Origin of the sequence: Mycobacterium adipatum (assembly GCF_001644575.1) — a bacterium.
GTDB classification, from domain to species: domain Bacteria; phylum Actinomycetota; class Actinomycetes; order Mycobacteriales; family Mycobacteriaceae; genus Mycobacterium; species Mycobacterium adipatum.
Map to the genome: position 1 here is coordinate 3,043,157 of NZ_CP015596.1, position 15,582 is coordinate 3,058,738.

At 68.0% G+C, this 15,582-nt stretch carries 16 protein-coding genes; 11 read left to right on the forward strand and 5 right to left on the reverse strand.

Features of this window, described 5'->3' with window-relative positions; all coding sequences use genetic code 11:
• Positions 1-3 precede the first annotated feature (3 nt).
• The 7 genes from argF (at position 4) to A7U43_RS14465 (ending at position 5,796) form a co-directional block, all read left to right on the forward strand.
• Positions 4-927 (forward strand): ornithine carbamoyltransferase, encoded by a 924-nt coding sequence (argF, locus tag A7U43_RS14435; protein ID WP_067996376.1) that lies wholly within the window; start codon positions 4-6, stop codon positions 925-927.
• Between the two features lies 1 nt (position 928).
• Positions 929-1,405, forward strand: a complete 477-nt coding sequence (locus tag A7U43_RS14440; protein ID WP_067996379.1) for an arginine repressor — start codon at positions 929-931, stop codon at positions 1,403-1,405.
• Between the two features lie 38 nt (positions 1,406-1,443).
• Positions 1,444-2,643: an argininosuccinate synthase gene (locus A7U43_RS14445; protein WP_067996382.1), complete on the forward strand. Its 1,200-nt coding sequence runs from the start codon at positions 1,444-1,446 to the stop codon at positions 2,641-2,643.
• Between the two features lie 77 nt (positions 2,644-2,720).
• Entirely contained in the window at positions 2,721-4,133 is a 1,413-nt protein-coding gene (gene argH / locus A7U43_RS14450) for an argininosuccinate lyase (RefSeq protein WP_067996384.1), read from the forward strand.
• 15 nt (positions 4,134-4,148) lie between these two features.
• Positions 4,149-4,763, forward strand: a complete 615-nt coding sequence (locus A7U43_RS14455) for a hypothetical protein (RefSeq protein ID WP_067996388.1) — start codon at positions 4,149-4,151, stop codon at positions 4,761-4,763.
• Positions 4,760-5,341, forward strand: a complete 582-nt coding sequence (locus A7U43_RS14460) for a hypothetical protein (RefSeq protein ID WP_067996391.1) — start codon at positions 4,760-4,762, stop codon at positions 5,339-5,341. The genes A7U43_RS14455 and A7U43_RS14460 overlap by 4 nt, the downstream gene beginning before the upstream one ends.
• On the forward strand, positions 5,338-5,796 hold the full coding sequence (locus A7U43_RS14465) for a hypothetical protein (protein WP_067996395.1): 459 nt from the start codon (positions 5,338-5,340) through the stop codon (positions 5,794-5,796). Before A7U43_RS14460 ends, A7U43_RS14465 begins: the two co-directional genes overlap by 4 nt.
• Here the strand turns inward: A7U43_RS14465 and A7U43_RS14470 are convergent.
• Both A7U43_RS14470 and A7U43_RS14475 read right to left on the reverse strand, forming a co-directional pair.
• Positions 5,762-7,072, reverse strand: a complete 1,311-nt coding sequence (locus A7U43_RS14470) for a hypothetical protein (RefSeq protein ID WP_067996398.1) — start codon at positions 7,070-7,072, stop codon at positions 5,762-5,764. The genes A7U43_RS14465 and A7U43_RS14470 overlap by 35 nt on opposite strands.
• Positions 7,073-7,086: 14 nt before the next feature.
• A complete protein-coding gene (locus A7U43_RS14475) occupies positions 7,087-8,874 on the reverse strand; it encodes an ABC-F family ATP-binding cassette domain-containing protein (RefSeq protein WP_067996401.1) in 1,788 nt (595 codons plus the stop codon).
• Between the two features lie 118 nt (positions 8,875-8,992).
• On the opposite strand from A7U43_RS14475, the gene A7U43_RS14480 reads away from it, so the two are divergent.
• The 3 genes from A7U43_RS14480 to A7U43_RS14490 all read left to right on the forward strand — a co-directional run bounded on the left by A7U43_RS14480 (position 8,993) and on the right by A7U43_RS14490 (position 12,761).
• Positions 8,993-11,974: an acyl-CoA synthetase gene (locus tag A7U43_RS14480; protein ID WP_067996404.1), complete on the forward strand. Its 2,982-nt coding sequence runs from the start codon at positions 8,993-8,995 to the stop codon at positions 11,972-11,974.
• Positions 11,975-12,048: 74 nt separating this feature from the next.
• Positions 12,049-12,546 (forward strand): hypothetical protein, encoded by a 498-nt coding sequence (locus tag A7U43_RS14485; RefSeq protein ID WP_156525923.1) that lies wholly within the window; start codon positions 12,049-12,051, stop codon positions 12,544-12,546.
• A complete protein-coding gene (locus A7U43_RS14490; protein WP_156525924.1) occupies positions 12,540-12,761 on the forward strand; it encodes a Trm112 family protein in 222 nt (73 codons plus the stop codon). The genes A7U43_RS14485 and A7U43_RS14490 overlap by 7 nt, the downstream gene beginning before the upstream one ends.
• Here the strand turns inward: A7U43_RS14490 and A7U43_RS14495 are convergent.
• From A7U43_RS14495 to A7U43_RS14505, 3 genes are read right to left on the reverse strand one after another with little or no spacing between them, the layout of a single operon-like run.
• A complete protein-coding gene (locus A7U43_RS14495) occupies positions 12,733-13,347 on the reverse strand; it encodes a TetR/AcrR family transcriptional regulator (RefSeq protein ID WP_067996411.1) in 615 nt (204 codons plus the stop codon). The two genes, A7U43_RS14490 and A7U43_RS14495, sit on opposite strands and share 29 nt — an antisense overlap.
• Positions 13,348-13,379: 32 nt before the next feature.
• Positions 13,380-14,153 carry an ABC transporter permease gene (locus A7U43_RS14500; protein WP_231963315.1) on the reverse strand — a complete coding sequence of 258 codons (774 nt, stop codon included), beginning with the start codon at positions 14,151-14,153 and terminating at the stop codon, positions 13,380-13,382.
• Positions 14,150-14,905 carry an ABC transporter ATP-binding protein gene (locus A7U43_RS14505; protein WP_067996416.1) on the reverse strand — a complete coding sequence of 252 codons (756 nt, stop codon included), beginning with the start codon at positions 14,903-14,905 and terminating at the stop codon, positions 14,150-14,152. Before A7U43_RS14505 ends, A7U43_RS14500 begins: the two co-directional genes overlap by 4 nt.
• Before the next feature lie 9 nt (positions 14,906-14,914).
• On the opposite strand from A7U43_RS14505, the gene A7U43_RS14510 reads away from it, so the two are divergent.
• Complete coding sequence (locus A7U43_RS14510; RefSeq protein WP_156526125.1) at positions 14,915-15,574, forward strand: DNA-3-methyladenine glycosylase; 660 nt, start codon at positions 14,915-14,917, stop codon at positions 15,572-15,574.
• Positions 15,575-15,582 lie beyond the last annotated feature (8 nt).

A 15,582-nucleotide genomic window follows, 5' to 3' on the forward strand; every position in this document is an offset into this window, starting at 1 on the left:
AGCATGACCCGACATTTTCTGCGTGACGACGACCTGACACCCGATGAACAGGCCGAGGTGCTGGCACTGGCCGCCGCCCTGAAGGCGGCGCCGTTCAGCCGTCGGCCGCTGGAGGGACCGCGCGGTGTCGCGGTGATCTTCGAGAAGAACTCCACCCGCACCCGGTTCTCCTTCGAGATGGGCATCGCCCAACTGGGCGGACACGCCGTCGTCGTCGACGGCCGCAGCACGCAGCTCGGCCGGGAGGAGACCCTCGAGGACACCGGCGCCGTGCTGTCCCGCTATGTCGACGCCATCGTGTGGCGGACGTTCGCCCAGGAACGGTTGGCCGCCATGGCGAGTGGTGCCACCGTCCCGATTGTCAATGCGCTCTCCGACGAGTTCCATCCCTGCCAGGTGCTGGCCGATCTGCAGACCCTCGCCGAGCGCAAAAACGGTCTGGCCGGGCTCACCTTGACCTATCTGGGCGACGGGGCCAACAACATGGCGCATTCGCTGATGCTGGGTGGGGTCACCGCCGGAATCAACGTCACCATCGCCGCGCCCGCCGGTTTCGAGCCGCACCCGCAGTTTGTCGACGCCGCCCGGCGTCGGGCCGCCGAGACCGGGGCGACGGTCACCCTCTCCGACGACCCGAAGGCTGCCACGGACGGCGTCGACGTCCTGGTCACCGACACCTGGACCTCGATGGGGCAGGAGAACGACGGGCTGGACCGAGTGCGCCCGTTCCGGCCGTTCCAGCTCAACGCCGATCTGCTTGCCCTTGCCGACCCGGAAGCGGTGGTGCTGCACTGCCTTCCGGCGCATCGCGGGCACGAGATCACCGACGAGGTGATCGACGGTCCGCAGAGCGCGGTATTCGACGAGGCCGAGAACCGGCTGCACGCGCAGAAGGCGTTGTTGGCGTGGCTGTTGGAGCGTTCCTGACGTGAGTTCACCGACCCGGGTCGGTCGCCAGGCCCGCATCGTCACCCTGCTGTCCGCGAATGCGGTGAGCAGTCAGAGCGAGCTGGCCGCGATGTTGTCCGCCGAGGGGATCGAGGTCACTCAGGCGACCCTGTCGCGGGACCTGGAGGAACTCGGTGCGGTGAAGCTCCGCGGCGCCGACGGCGGCGTCGGTGTCTACGTCGTGCCCGAGGACGGCAGCCCGGTGCGTGGTGTCTCGGGCGGCACAGAGCGGGTGACCAAACTGCTCGGCGAGCTACTGGTGTCCACCGATGCCAGCGCAAACATCGCCGTGCTGCGCACCCCGCCGGGGGCGGCGCACTACCTCGCGAGCGCCATCGACCGGGCATCGTTGCCCCAGGTTGTCGGCACCATCGCCGGTGATGACACCATCTTCGTGATGGCGCGTGAGCCGATGACCGGTGCCGAGCTCGCGATCATGTTCGAGAACTTGAAGTAAGCGGTCCCCGGACCCGAAAGAAATAAGGAGATCAACCAATGTCCGAGCGCGTCATCCTGGCGTATTCCGGCGGTCTGGACACCTCGGTGGCGATCAGCTGGATCGGCAAGGAAACCGGGCGTGAGGTCGTGGCCGTGGCCATCGACCTCGGGCAGGGTGGTGAGGACATGGAGGTCGTCCGGCAGCGAGCGCTCGACTGCGGCGCCGTGGAGGCCGTCGTGGTCGACGCCCGCGACGAGTTCGCCGACGAGTACTGCCTGCCGACCATCCAGTCCAACGCGCTCTACATGGACCGGTACCCGCTGGTGTCGGCGATCAGCCGGCCGCTGATCGTCAAGCACCTCGTGGCTGCCGCCCGCGAACACAAGGGCGGCACCGTGGCACACGGGTGCACCGGAAAAGGCAACGATCAGGTCCGTTTCGAGGTTGGGTTCGCCTCGCTGGCGCCCGAGCTGAAGGTGCTGGCCCCCGTGCGCGACTACGCGTGGACCCGGGAGAAGGCCATCGCCTTCGCCGAGGAGAACGCGATCCCGATCAACGTCACCAAGCGGTCGCCGTTCTCGATCGATCAGAACGTCTGGGGCCGCGCGGTGGAAACCGGCTTCCTGGAGCACCTTTGGAATGCGCCGACCAAGGACGTCTACGACTACACCGAAGACCCCACCATCAACTGGAGCACCCCCGACGAGGTGATCGTCGGCTTCGAAAAGGGCGTGCCGACATCGATCGACGGTCGACCCGTCACGGTGCTGCAGGCCATCGAGGAGCTCAACCGGCGTGCCGGGGCACAGGGTGTCGGCCGCCTCGACGTCGTCGAGGACCGCCTGGTCGGGATCAAGAGCCGCGAGATCTATGAGGCGCCCGGCGCCATGGTGCTGATCACCGCGCACACCGAGCTCGAGCACGTCACGCTGGAGCGCGAGCTGGGTCGCTACAAGCGCGGCACCGACCAGAAGTGGGGCGAGCTGGTCTATGACGGGCTCTGGTACTCGCCGCTCAAGCGTGCGCTGGAATCGTTCGTCGCGCACACCCAGGAGCATGTCACCGGCGAGATCCGGCTGGTGCTGCACGGCGGGCACATCGCGGTCAACGGCCGCCGCAGCCCCACCTCGCTGTACGACTTCAACCTGGCCACCTATGACGAGGGCGACAGCTTCGACCAGTCCTCGGCGAAGGGTTTCGTGCATGTGCACGGGCTGTCGTCGAAGATCTCGGCCAAGCGCGACCTGGGACTCTGATTGCCGAGCAGACGTGAATGGCCGCAGAATCAGCCGAAATCGCGGCCATTTGCGTCTGCTCGCGGGGAAGAAGTGAGATGAGCACCACCAATGAAGGGGCGCTGTGGGGTGGCCGGTTCGCCGACGGCCCATCGGATGCCCTTGCCGCACTGAGCAAGTCCACGCACTTCGACTGGGTGCTGGCACCCTATGACGTCACCGCCTCGGCGGCCCACGCCCGGGTGCTGCACCGCGCCGGCCTGTTGACCGACGAGCAGCGCGACGGCCTGCTGGCCGGCCTGGACAGTCTGGGCGCAGACGTCGCCGACGGCAGCTTCGGCCCGCTGCCGACCGATGAGGATGTGCACGGCGCGCTGGAGCGCGGCCTCATCGACCGGGTCGGGCCGGAGCTCGGCGGCCGGCTGCGCGCCGGACGGTCCCGTAACGATCAGGTGGCCACGCTGTTCCGGATGTGGTTGCGCGACGCCATCAAGGCGGTCGGCAACGGTGTGCTCGACGTGGCGGCCGCGCTGAGCACCCAGGCCGCCGCGCATCCGACCGCGATCATGCCGGGCAAGACCCACCTGCAGTCCGCGCAGCCGGTGCTGCTGGCTCATCATCTCCTCGCCCACGCTCATCCGTTGCTGCGCGACGCCGACCGGCTCATCGATCTGGACAAGCGAACAGCGGTGTCCCCGTACGGTTCCGGGGCCTTGGCCGGATCCTCGTTGGGGCTCGACCCGGATGCGATCGCTGCCGAACTGGGCTTCCATTCCGCCGCGGAGAATTCCATCGATGCCACGGCGGCACGCGATTTCGCCGCCGAAGCCGCTTTTGTGTTCGCGATGATCGCGGTGGACCTGTCCCGGCTCGCCGAGGACATCATCCTGTGGAGCACCACCGAGTTCGGCTACGTCAAGCTGCACGACTCGTGGTCGACCGGCAGCTCGATCATGCCGCAGAAGAAGAACCCCGACATCGCCGAGCTTGCCCGCGGCAAGTCCGGCCGGCTGATCGGGAACCTGGCCGGGCTGCTGGCGACGCTGAAGGCGCAGCCGCTGGCCTACAACCGGGATCTGCAGGAGGACAAGGAGCCGGTATTCGATTCGGTGGCTCAGCTGCGGCTGCTGCTACCGGCCATGGCCGGACTGGTCGGCACGCTGACCTTCGATACCGACCGGATCGCACAATTGGCGCCGCTGGGCTACACACTGGCCACCGATATCGCCGAATGGATGGTGCGCCAGGGTATTCCGTTCCGGATTGCACATGAGGCCGCCGGTGCGGCGGTCAAAGCTGCCGAGGCGCGTGGGGTAGGCCTGGAGGAACTCGCCGATGACGAGCTCGCCGGAATTCATCCCGGCCTCACCGCGCAGGTGCGCGAGGTGCTGACCATCGCGGGCTCGGTCGACTCGCGCGACGCCCGGGGCGGCACCGCGCCGGTGCAGGTGGCGCGGCAGCTCGGGGTGCTGCGCGACGCCCTCGACGAACTGCGGATCAAGCTGCGCTAGGTAGTATCGGCAGCCATGGAAACGGCTCGGGGGAGCGCCGCCACCACGGTTACCGGACGTGTTCGGCGCTGGCTGTCGGGCTGGGGTTTCAAGGAGTGGCGCCGGGCAGGCCTGGTGGCCGTCCTGGTGGCCACCGCTGCGTTCGGTGGACTGGACACCGTGAACAAACAGATCACCGATCTCAAGCCGGGGGAGATGTTCGACAACGGTCGATTCGAGATGACGGTGCAGCGGGCCACGCTGGTCGACGAGGTGCGCGCCGGCAAACGGGTGCTGTTCTCCGACAAACCGGGCCGACGTTATCTCGGGCTGGTGATGAAGGTGCGCAATCACAGCACCCTGCCGGGCGCCGTGTACAACCCGATCGAACTACCCGGCCGGCCCGGTGCCCATTTCCTGTCCTCCATGCGGGTGGCCGACGGCACGGGCGAGATCGTTCTCGGCCCGGGTCTCGCCGACGAGGTCGTGCTGGTGTGGGAGCTCCCTGCGGAGGCGTTGTCCGTCGGCGACGAGGTGGCTGTCCGGATCCTGAGGGAGGTCCGCAAGCTCGGTGCAACCTACAGCCAGGGTTGGGTGCGCGACGAGGCCCGATACGCGCGGCTCACCGTGCCGGTGGGCGGTCCACGGTGACGCGACCGACGCGGCCCGGCGTGCTGCGCGCCGTCGCCACCGCGGTGATCATCGTGGCCGCAGCCGTGCTGTGGCACCGCCTACCCACTCCCGATGATGTGTACGGCCCCTTCGATGTCCGGGCCGGCGTCGGCCAGGCCGTCTCCGGGCGGGCCATCACCGCCCGGGTCGACGGTGTGCGCATCGCCCCGCGAATTCGCAAGGACCGGGAAACCTCGCCGGTCCTGGACGCCGTCGGCATCTGGATCGTGATCGATGGTGAGGCGATGACCACCCGCACCGACCAGAACCTGAGTTCCGAACTGATCGTCGGGCCCAATACCTACAAGTTCACCGGTCGCCTCGACTTCATGCCGCTGGCGGGCTCGCTCACCCCCGGCATTTCGGTGCACAGCTCGTGGGTGTTCGATGTACCCGCGGACCTGGTCGCCGCCGGGGCACAGACCATCACACTGCGGCTGTGGGTCGGCGACGGAAGGATGGATTCCCGGCTGGTGATCGACATGCCCCTTGACGATCCGCGGGTCGACCGCACCGATTTCGTTCGGTTGGCGCCGACCGTGCAGGTCGGCACATGAGGCTGCCGCTGTGGAAACGCAATGTGATCGGCGCCGCGGTGGCCGCAGCCGCGGCGACGCTGAGCGTCACGTTCATCTCCGGGCCGGCATGGGAGCGCTACCGCGCCACGGTGCGACCCGCGCACAGCGCCTCGACCGGTGAGTCGGTGGTCGTCGACGGGCAGAGCTGGTCGGTCCGCAATGTCAGCCGGTCCACGAAGCAACGTTCCGGTGCGCCCCTTCCCGAGGGCACCGTGCTGATGAACGTGCTCGTCGAGCGTTCCGGGACGACGGAGGCCGGATTCGCCTGCGTGGGTTATCTGTTCGACGGTGAGCGGTCGTGGCGTGCCAACGGGCCGCCCTGCGGCGCGGCGACCTCGATGCCGTGGACCTTCACCATCCCTGCGACGGCCGAGCCGACAGCGGTCGACATCAGAGACCTCAGCGGTTCGATACTGCTGCGGCTTCAGCTGTAGCGTTCGCCGCCTTGGCATTCCAGCGTTGCACGCACCATCCCAACGTCGCGGCGATCAGGCACACCCGCAACGATTCGATGACGGCGTGCGAGATCAGGCCCAGCCCGTCCCAGGTGCCGAACCAGAACGTGATGTCGTTCGGGCCGAACAGCCAACTCATGCCGCGCAGCAGGTAGCCGGACCCGATCTGAGCCCGGTAGAAGCTGCCGGACATGTCCAGCCAGGCAAGGCCCAGATAGCCCAGGACATACAGTGCGATCGCGAGCGGACCCCCGGCCACGATCACATGGGCGGAATCGGTGATCGGCTTGAACTTGCCGATCTGTCCGGTCAACTGGTCGCGCACCTCGGTGCGGACCTTCCCGGGGATGCGCTGCCACCCGGTGTGTAGCCGGGTTCGGCGGGGCGCGGAGCGGTCGATCCACCGGCCCACCCGCTCGCCGCCCAGCCGCCGTGCCTCCGCGTGCCAGTCGGGTTTGGTCGTCGCGCCGTAGACGATGCACGCGACGGCCAGCCAGATGAGCGGCACCGCCGCACCACCGAATACGGTCGTGATCGCCCACACCACGGCCTTCCAGAGCGACTCCAGCAGTTGGAGGTGGGAGAACACACTCTCACGGGTCTCGTTGAACCACACCACGATCCGACGCTCGGCAAGCCACGCCGACGGGTTGATCAGGACGGTGACCCCTTTGCTCGCCGAGAACGTCAGGACCAGGAACACCCACAGCGCGTCCAGGTACACCTGCAACGGCAGCAGCCAGGTCGGCATCCGGTCCTTGAACCGTCCCAGGACGAAGCGCGACAGCAGCGCAATGCCGACGATGACGAAGGTCATCGTGCCGACGGGCAGCATCTCAGGGTCGATCTCGGTCGCGGTGGACGTCAGCGCCTTACCCACTCGGTAGGGCACGGCGCGGTACTCGAACTCCAGCCAGTCCTCCCGAAACATCTGCCAGGCCAGATAGATGGCGAAGAACGGCACGATGACCGTGGCGAAGATGTCGATCTGGCGCGCGGAGCGCGGTGGCAACCCGGCCAGCGCCGGGATGCCCGGCCGGATCACCAGGAACATCGCCACGTAGGACCCGAGCCGGGCCATACCGGCGAGCGGCATGATCAGCGATGCCCACAGGTCGTTGTCGTACCCGGCCCACGCGGCCCACTCGATGGCACCTTGACGGCCGAGATAGCCGACCAGGTAGCAGGCCACCAACTGCGGGAAGTAGCGCACGAACAGCGTCAGCGGCGCCAGCACGTATCGCACGGCACTCATGGTAAGGGTGCCCGTCAGCCGATGGACTCGGAGAGCGTCAGCCACCTCTCCTCGAGTTCGGCGACCTCGGTTTCCAGCTCGCGCAGCGTGCCGGTGTGGCGTTGCAGCCCTTCGTAATCGTTCTGATCATGCTCGGCCAGTTTGATGTGCGCGGTGTCGATCAACCCGGTGAGCTTCTCCAGCCGGCGCTCGATCGACGAGATCTCCTTCTGTGCCGCGCGTAGGTCGGCCCCCGACAGGCCGTCCTGGGCGGCCGACTTGACCGGCGCCGGGCCGGTGGTCTCGGCGTGCGCGGCGCGCAGGCGCAGGTATTCGTCGACCCCGCCGGGCAGGTGGCGCAGGTGCCCGCCGAGGATCCCGTACTGCTGGTCGGTGACCCGCTCCAGGAAGTAGCGGTCGTGGCTGACCACGATCAGGGTGCCCGGCCAGGAGTCGAGCAGATCCTCCATCGCCGCCAGCATGTCGGTGTCCAGGTCGTTGGTCGGCTCGTCGAGGATCAGCACATTGGGCTGCCCGAGCAGGATCAGCAGCAGCTGCAGACGTCGCAGCTGCCCGCCGGAGAGATCCTTGACCGGTGTGGACAGTTGCGCGCTGGCGAAGCCGAGGCGTTCCAGCAGTTGCCCCGGCGTCAGCTCCTGGGCCTTGGAGCCGGTGCCGAACGTATAGGTGGTCGCGAGCCGGGCCAACACCACCCGAACGGGTTCGTCGAGATGATCGGCCAGTTCGTCGACGCCCTGGGTCAAGGTGGCGATCTGCACCGTCTTGCCGTGCTTCACTCGACCCTCGGTGGGCTGCACCGAACCGTCGATGAGGCCGAGCAGCGTCGATTTTCCCGCCCCGTTGACGCCGAGGATGCCGGTTCGCTCGCCGGGGGCCACCCGCCACTCGACATCCTTCAAGACCTCGCGCTCCGCGTAGCTCACCGACACGTCGAGCAGATCCACCACCTGTTTGCCCAGCCGGGTGACCGCCAGCGACTGCAGCGCCACCTTGTCCCGGATCTCCGGTACATCGGCGATCAACGCGTTGGCCGCGTCGATACGGAACTTCGGCTTGGACGTGCGGGCCGGGGCGCCGCGGCGCAACCAGGCCAATTCCTTGCGGGCCAGATTCTGCCGGCGGGCCTCACTCGAGGCGGCCTGCCGGTCGCGTTCGACCCGCTGCAGGATGTAGGCGGCATAACCACCGTCGAACGGTTCGACGATGCGGTCATGCACCTCCCAGGTCGTCGTACACACCTCGTCGAGGAACCAGCGATCGTGGGTGATCACCAGCAGCCCGCCCGAGGACGGCGACCAACGCCGCTTGAGATGCTGGGCCAGCCAGGTGATGCCCTCGACGTCGAGATGGTTGGTCGGCTCGTCGAGGGCCAGCACGTCATGGTCCCCGGCCAGCAACCGGGCCAGCGCGACCCGGCGCCGCTGCCCACCCGACAGCGTGCCCAGCACGGCGTCCCAGGCCAGCCCGCCCAGCAACCCGGCGATGACGTCGCGGCCGCGCGGGTCGCCCGCCCATTCGTGCTCGGGGGTGTCGCCGACGACGGCATGCCCGACGGTGTCGTCGGGATCCAGGGTGTCGCCCTGGTCCAACACGCCGATGCGGACCCCGCCGCGGACGGTCACCCGTCCGGAGTCGGGCGTGACGCGGCCCGCCAGCATGGCCAGCAGACTGGACTTTCCGTCGCCGTTGCGGCCGACGATGCCGATCCGGTCGCCCTCGTTGACGCCGAGGGAGACGGAATCGAATACGACCTTGGTCGGGTATTGCAGATGGAGGGCCTCAGCCCCGAGAAGATGCGCCATGTCCCCACCAGGCTAGGCCGACGGGTGGACCACATTCGCAGCGGCCGACCAGCAGCGCTGTGCCATGATGTCGTGGCAATCGGGGGATCGGGACTCACACAGTCAGGGGAGCGCGTAGGTGGATTTCTCAGTGATCACCGGTCCGGTGAGCCGATTCCTGGCCACCGCGCAGAACGGTATCGAGGTTCTGCGATACGGCGGTCTGGAAACAGGCGCGGTGCCCTCGCCGTATCAGATCATCGAGAGCGTGCCGATGTACCGGTTGCGCCGGTACTTCCCACCCGATACCCGGCCCGGTTCGGCGGCGCCGGGATCTCCGGTGCTGATGGTCCACCCGATGATGATGTCGGCCGATATGTGGGACGTCACCCGCGAGGACGGCGCCGTGGGCATCCTGCACGCCGCGGGCCTGGATCCCTGGGTCATCGATTTCGGCTCACCGGACCAGGTCGAGGGTGGCATGCAGCGCAACCTGGCCGATCACGTGGTCGCTCTCAGCGAGGCCATCGACACCGTCAAGAAGGTCACCGGCAGTGACGTGCACCTCGCCGGCTACTCCCAGGGCGGGATGTTCTGCTATCAAACCGCCGCCTACCGGCGCTCGAAGGATCTCGCCAGCATCGTCGGGTTCGGCTCCCCGGTGGACACCCTGGCCGCCCTGCCGATGGGTATCCCGCCGAACGTGGGCGCGGTGGCGGCGAACTTCATGGCCGACCACGTGTTCTCCCGAATCGACATCCCGGGCTGGCTGGCCCGCACGGGATTCCAGATGCTCGACCCGCTCAAGACCGCACAGGCGCGCCTGGATTTCCTGCGTCAACTCCACGACCGCGAGGCGCTGCTGCCGCGTGAGCAGCAGCGCCGGTTCCTCGATTCCGAGGGCTGGATCGCTTGGTCGGGGCCGGCGATCTCCGAGTTGCTCAAGCAGTTCATCGCCCACAACCGGATGATGTCCGGCGGCTTCTCCATTCGCGGAGAACTGGTCACTCTCGCCGATATCACCTGCCCGGTGCTGGCCGTGATCGGTGAGGTCGACGATATCGGCCAGCCCGCGGCGGTACGCGGTATCAAGTCCGCCGCACCCAGGGCGGACACCTATGAATACCTCATCCGCACAGGGCATTTCGGTCTGGTTGTCGGATCCAAGGCCGCCGGTCAGACCTGGCCGACGGTCGCGTCCTGGGTCAAGTGGCGCAGCGGCGACGGGCCGCTGCCCGAGGAGATCGCGCCGATGGGCGCCCAGCCGTCGGAATCCGCCATCGACGGTGGTGTGGCGCTGACCTCGCGGGTGGCGCACGGCGCGGCCGCCGCCTCGGAGATGGCCTTCGAACTGGCGCGTTCGGCCGCCGACGCGGTGGTGGCCACCAACAAATCCGCGCGCAACCTGATCGTCGAGACGGCGCGCACCCTGCCACGCCTGGCGCGGCTCGGCCAGATCAATGACCACACCCGGATTTCGCTCGGACGCATCATGACCGAGCAGGCCGAAAGCCACCCCGGTGGTGAGTTCCTGTTGTTCGACGGCCGCGTGCACACCTATGAAGCGGTGGACCGCCGCGTCAACAACGTGGTGCGCGGTTTGATCGAGGTCGGTGTGCGTCAAGGCGTACGTGTCGGTGTGCTGATGCAGACCCGGCCGAGCGCGCTCGTCGCGATCGCGGCACTGTCGCGGCTCGGCGCGGTGTCCGTGCTGATGCCCCCGGACGCCGACCTCGCCGAAGCCGCGCGCCTCGGTGGCGTCGCGGAGATCCTGACCGATCCGGCCAATCTGGAGATCGCCCGCACGCTGGATCGGCGGGTGCTGGTGCTCGGCGGCGGGGAGGCGCGGGACCTGCATCTGACCGAATCGGGCTGCGATGTCGCCGAAGTCATCGACATGGAGAAGATCGACCCGGACCGGGTCGAGCTCCCCGGCTGGTATCGGCCGAACCCCGGCTTCGCCCGCGATCTCGCCTATGTCGCCTTCGCGACCATCAACGGCGAACTCGTCGCCCGCCAGATCACCAACTACCGGTGGGCCCTGTCCGCGTTGGGCACCGCGTCGGCGGCCAACCTCGGCACCCGGGACACCGTGTACTGCCTGACGCCGCTGCATCATCCGTCCGGTCTGCTCGTCAGCCTCGGCGGCGCGGTGGTGGCCGGCGCGCGGATCGCGTTGTCCCGCGGGTTGGCGCCGGACCGGTTCGTGCACGAGATCCGTCAGTACGGGGTGACGGTGGTGTCCTACACCTGGGCGATGCTCCGCGAGGTCATCGATGATCCGTCGTTCTCGCTGTCCGGGACACATTCGGTGCGGCTGTTCATCGGCGCCGGTATGCCGACCGGCTTGTGGCGGCGGGTCGTCGAGGTGTTCGCGCCGGCAAAGGTGGTCGAGTTTTTCGCCACCACCGACGGCCAAGCGGTGCTCGCCAATGTGGCGGGCGTCAAGATCGGCAGCAAGGGGCGTCCGCTACCGGGCGGCCCGTATGTCGAACTCGCTGCCTACGACGTCGGCGACGACTTGATCCTGGAGGAAGACTCCGGCTTCGTGCGTCGTGCCGACGCCGGCGAGATCGGCGTGCTGCTGGCGCGTCCGCGGGGGCCGGTGGATCCGACCGCGTCGGTGAAGCGCGGCGTGTTCGCGCCGGCCGACACCTGGGTGTCCACCGAACAGCTGTTCCGCCGTGACGAGGACGGCGACTACTGGCTCGTCGACAACCGCAGTTCGGTGATCAGGACGCCGGACGGCCCGGTGTTCACCGCTGCGGTGAACGACGCCATCAGCCAGGCCGGCGCGGTCGATCTTGCGGTGACCTACCCCCTCGAGGTGCGCGGCGAGCCGCTGGTCGTGACGGCCGTGACGCTGCGTCCCGGTGGCAGCCTGCCCAGTGCGGAGATCAACGAGGCCATGGCGACGCTGCGGTTCGGCATCGGTCCCGCGGTGATCTACGTGGCGCCGTCGATGACCCTCGGCGCGTCCTACCGACCCGAGATCGGCCCGCTGCGTGCCGCGGGCATGCCGAAGGCGTCGCGTAACACCTGGTACTTCGATATCGATACCAAGCTGTACAAGCGCATGACGGCCGCCGTGCGTGCCGAGATCATCGGCGATCAGCCGTGATGCCCGGCAGCGGGCGCACTGTTAGGCTCGCCGAGAGGGCAAGGGAGAGGTTGGCGATGACGACGGAGAACTCCGTGACCGGCACAGTATTGCGGCGCTGGACGGCAGGCGCGCTCATCGGTGCGGCGGCCGTCGCAGGTCTGGGCCTGGCGCCGTTGGCGTCAGCCGAACCGGACTCCGCCCAGGAACAGCCGGCCCAGCAGGTCTCCCCGGATCAGGTGCTGATGATGATCTCCGACCAGTACCAGACCGGCAGCGGTGGTGGACAGGTGTCCAAGCTCATCGAGCAGGTCATGACACTGCGCCAGCGCGGTGTGCGGCCCTCGGCGGCCAACTCCCAGGCCCTGCTCGAAGGTCTGAATGCACGTCCCAACCAGAAGCCGCTGATCGACGCGCTGCAGGCCACGCTGTCCTACCAGCGCCGGATGATGAACCAGCAGGCCGCCGCCGGCTCCGGTGCACCCGGGCAGGGCTCGGCCGGTGCTCCCGCGCCCTGGGCGCCCGTGGCCGGCGACGACGGAAACAATGCGCTGATCCCACCCGGCTGGGGTGGGGACATGTCGCCGTGGTGAGTCTCGACGCCAAGCTGCTCGACATTCTGGTCTGCCCCGAGGATCACGGCACGCTGGAATACGTGCCGGGGGAGTGCCTCTACAACGCCAGGCTGCGCCGCGCATATCCAATCGTCGACGGCATTCCGGTGCTGCTGGTCGACGAGGCGGTGCCCGTGACCGATGACGCAGAGCACGATCGGCTGCTCAGCGCAGCGCGGGCAGATCCCCGGTGAGATAGCGCTGCAGGTTCGGCGCGATCGTCTCGGCGATGAGTTCCGGCGCCAGCCCCGCGAACGGCTCGAGCTCGAGGATGTAGCGCACCATCACCACACCCACCAGTTGTGATGCCACGAACTGAACCCGAATCGCTCCGGATCCGGGCGGGTCGTCCACCCGGGATCCCACTTCGACGCCGATGACCTCCTGCAGAAACGACCGGACCAGACTGACGTCGGCTCCCGCCAGCAGTGATCGCAATGTCGCGATGAACCCCTTGCCGAGTACGGAGTCCCACAGCGGCAAGAGGATTGACGGGAGAACGGTGCCGATCTGCTCCACCGGGGTCTCCCGCAGCGGTCCGATCACCTGCATGGGATCGATCGGGATCGCGATGGCGGCGGCGAACAACTGTTGTTTGGTCCCGTAGTAGTGGTGCACCAGCGCGCCGTCGACACCGGCGCCCGCGGCGACAGCACGTATCGACGTCTTGTCGAAACCGTTGCGCGCGAACAGCTCCCGAGCGCTTTCCAAGATCCGTTCCCGGGCGTCGGAGCTGCCCGGCGGTCGCCCGGGACGCTTTCGGTCGGCGCTGCGGGTCACGGTGTTCCTCTCGATCGCGGCGGTGCTGCCGGCTATGGCGTCCGGCGCCGCAGAGTTGCCGCGGCCAGTGCCAGTGCCAGAGCTGCGAAACCGACCACGACGGCGATGTCCCGGACGGCGATCGCGGTCGGTTCGGCGTGCGCGCCGACCTGCTGTAGCGCCTCCAGAGCGTAACTGGCCGGCAGCGCATTGCTGATCCACTGCAGCCATTCGGGCATCAGGTCGCGCGGGACGATGATCCCGCACAGCAGCAGTTGGGGGGCGATGACCAGGGGCATGAACTGGACGGCCTGAAACTCGGTGCGGGCGAAGGCGCTGCACAGCAGGCCCAACCCGACACCGAGGACGGCATTGACGATGGCGATCAGAAACACCAGCGCGGGACTGCCCGCGGTCTGGAAACCCAACAGCCAGAACGCGACCACACAGGCGAGCGTCGCTTGTACCGCGGCGGCGATGGAGAATGCCGTTCCATAGGCGGCCAGCAGGTCGAACCGGTGCAGCGGGGTAGTCAGGATGCGCTCGAGGGTGCCGGATACCCGTTCGCGCTGCATGGTGATCGAGGTGATCAGGAACATCACGATCAGCGGGAACACACCGAGCATGATCAGACAGGCATTGTTGAACGGCGCCGGGGTGCCCGGGCGGTGCGGCAAACCCTCGAACATGAAATACATCAACGTGATGATCAAGGTCGGCACCGCGACGATCATGGCCACGCTGCGGTGATCGCCGGCCAACTGGCGCAGGATGCGGATCGTGGTCGCCAGGTATGCCCGCAGCCGCGGTGTCCGGGTGGGCGTCATGCGGCGGTGCTGTGCCGGATGACGGACAGGAACGCCTCCTCCAGTGACGAACATCCGGTGTCCTTTCGCAGTTGGGCGGGGGTGGTGCGGGCGAGCAGCTGCCCTTCTCGCATCAGCAGCAGGTCGCCGCAGTGGTCGGCCTCGTCCATGACGTGGCTGGACACCAGCAGGGTGGTGCCGCGGCGTGCCAACTCGTCGAACTGTTGCCACAGGTCCACCCGTAGTACCGGGTCCAGCCCGACGGTCGGCTCGTCGAGTACCAGCAGTTCGGGCTGTGACACCAGGGCGCAGGCCAGCGATACGCGGGTGCGCTGACCGCCGGAGAGGTTGGCGCACAACGCCGTTCGGTGGTCGGTCAGGCCCACCGCGGCGACAGCCTCGTCCGCGGCGTGCGCATCGCTGCCATAGAGCGCGGCGAAGTAGCGCGCGTTGTCGATGACCCGCAGGTCCGGGTAGATGGTCGGCTCCTGGGTCACGTAGCCCACGCGTCGGCGCAGGGCGGCGCTGCCGGCCGGGTGGCCGAGCACGGTGACGGTGCCGGACGTGACGATCTGGGTGCCGACGACGGACCGGATCAGGGTGGTTTTGCCGCACCCGGAGGGGCCGAGCAGTCCGGTGATCGTGCCGCCTCGGATGGTCACCGAGATATCCGTGAGGGCGGTGCGCTTGCCACGGATGACGTGCAGGTTTGTCACCTCGACGGCGGCCCCGCGATCGGCCGGCAATAATTCATCGTTTGATGAACTCATCATGTGATGAATATGCGCCCGCGGGCGGTCGGTGTCAAGGGGGCGTGCACAATCGGGGGCGTGGATGTCTTGGCGCTTGCGGACGATCCCGTGGCGGCCGCCCGTCGCTTGCTGGGCGCACGGGTGCACGGCCGCGAGGTCGCCGCGACGATCGTCGAGGTCGAGGCCTACGGCGGCCCGCCGGACGGGCCGTGGCCGGACCCGGCCTCGCACTCCTTTCGTGGTCCACGCCTGCGTAACACCGTCATGTTCGGACCCGCCGGCCGGCTCTACACCTATCGCAGCCACGGCATTCACGTCTGCGCCAACGTGGCCTGTGGTGACGATGGCACGGCGGCCGCGGTGCTGTTGCGAGCGGCCGTCATCGATGATGGTGAACCGGTGGCCCGCCGGCGCCGCGGCGTGACCCCGGCGCCGCGAGCGCTGGCCCGCGGCCCGGGGAATCTGTGTTCCGCACTCGGAATCACCATGGAGGACAACGGGATAGATCTTTTCGCCGCGGACAGTCCGATACGTCTGGAACTCGGTGTCCCGATACCGGGGATCGCGGGACCCCGCGTCGGGGTGAGCACCGCCGCGGACCGGGCGTGGCGGTTCTGGCTGCCGGATCACCCCGAGGTGTCCGCCTATCGGCGCAGTCCGCGGGCTCCGGTACCGGGCAGCAGCGACTGATACAGGAT

What these genes read in the sequence shown, in the direction of transcription:
- A7U43_RS14475 (WP_067996401.1), bottom strand. Translation starts at nt 8,874, where the DNA reads ATGGCGCATCTTCTCGGGGCTGAGGCCCTCCATCTGCAATACCCGACC.
- A7U43_RS14465 (WP_067996395.1), top strand. Translation starts at nt 5,338, where the DNA reads ATGAGGCTGCCGCTGTGGAAACGCAATGTGATCGGCGCCGCGGTGGCC.
- argH (WP_067996384.1), top strand. Translation starts at nt 2,721, where the DNA reads ATGAGCACCACCAATGAAGGGGCGCTGTGGGGTGGCCGGTTCGCCGAC.
- A7U43_RS14445 (WP_067996382.1), top strand. Translation starts at nt 1,444, where the DNA reads ATGTCCGAGCGCGTCATCCTGGCGTATTCCGGCGGTCTGGACACCTCG.
- A7U43_RS14500 (WP_231963315.1), bottom strand. Translation starts at nt 14,153, where the DNA reads ATGACGCCCACCCGGACACCGCGGCTGCGGGCATACCTGGCGACCACG.
- A7U43_RS14510 (WP_156526125.1), top strand. Translation starts at nt 14,915, where the DNA reads ATGCGCCCGCGGGCGGTCGGTGTCAAGGGGGCGTGCACAATCGGGGGC.
- argF (WP_067996376.1), top strand. Translation starts at nt 4, where the DNA reads ATGACCCGACATTTTCTGCGTGACGACGACCTGACACCCGATGAACAG.
- A7U43_RS14505 (WP_067996416.1), bottom strand. Translation starts at nt 14,905, where the DNA reads ATGATGAGTTCATCAAACGATGAATTATTGCCGGCCGATCGCGGGGCC.
- A7U43_RS14455 (WP_067996388.1), top strand. Translation starts at nt 4,149, where the DNA reads ATGGAAACGGCTCGGGGGAGCGCCGCCACCACGGTTACCGGACGTGTT.
- A7U43_RS14470 (WP_067996398.1), bottom strand. Translation starts at nt 7,072, where the DNA reads ATGAGTGCCGTGCGATACGTGCTGGCGCCGCTGACGCTGTTCGTGCGC.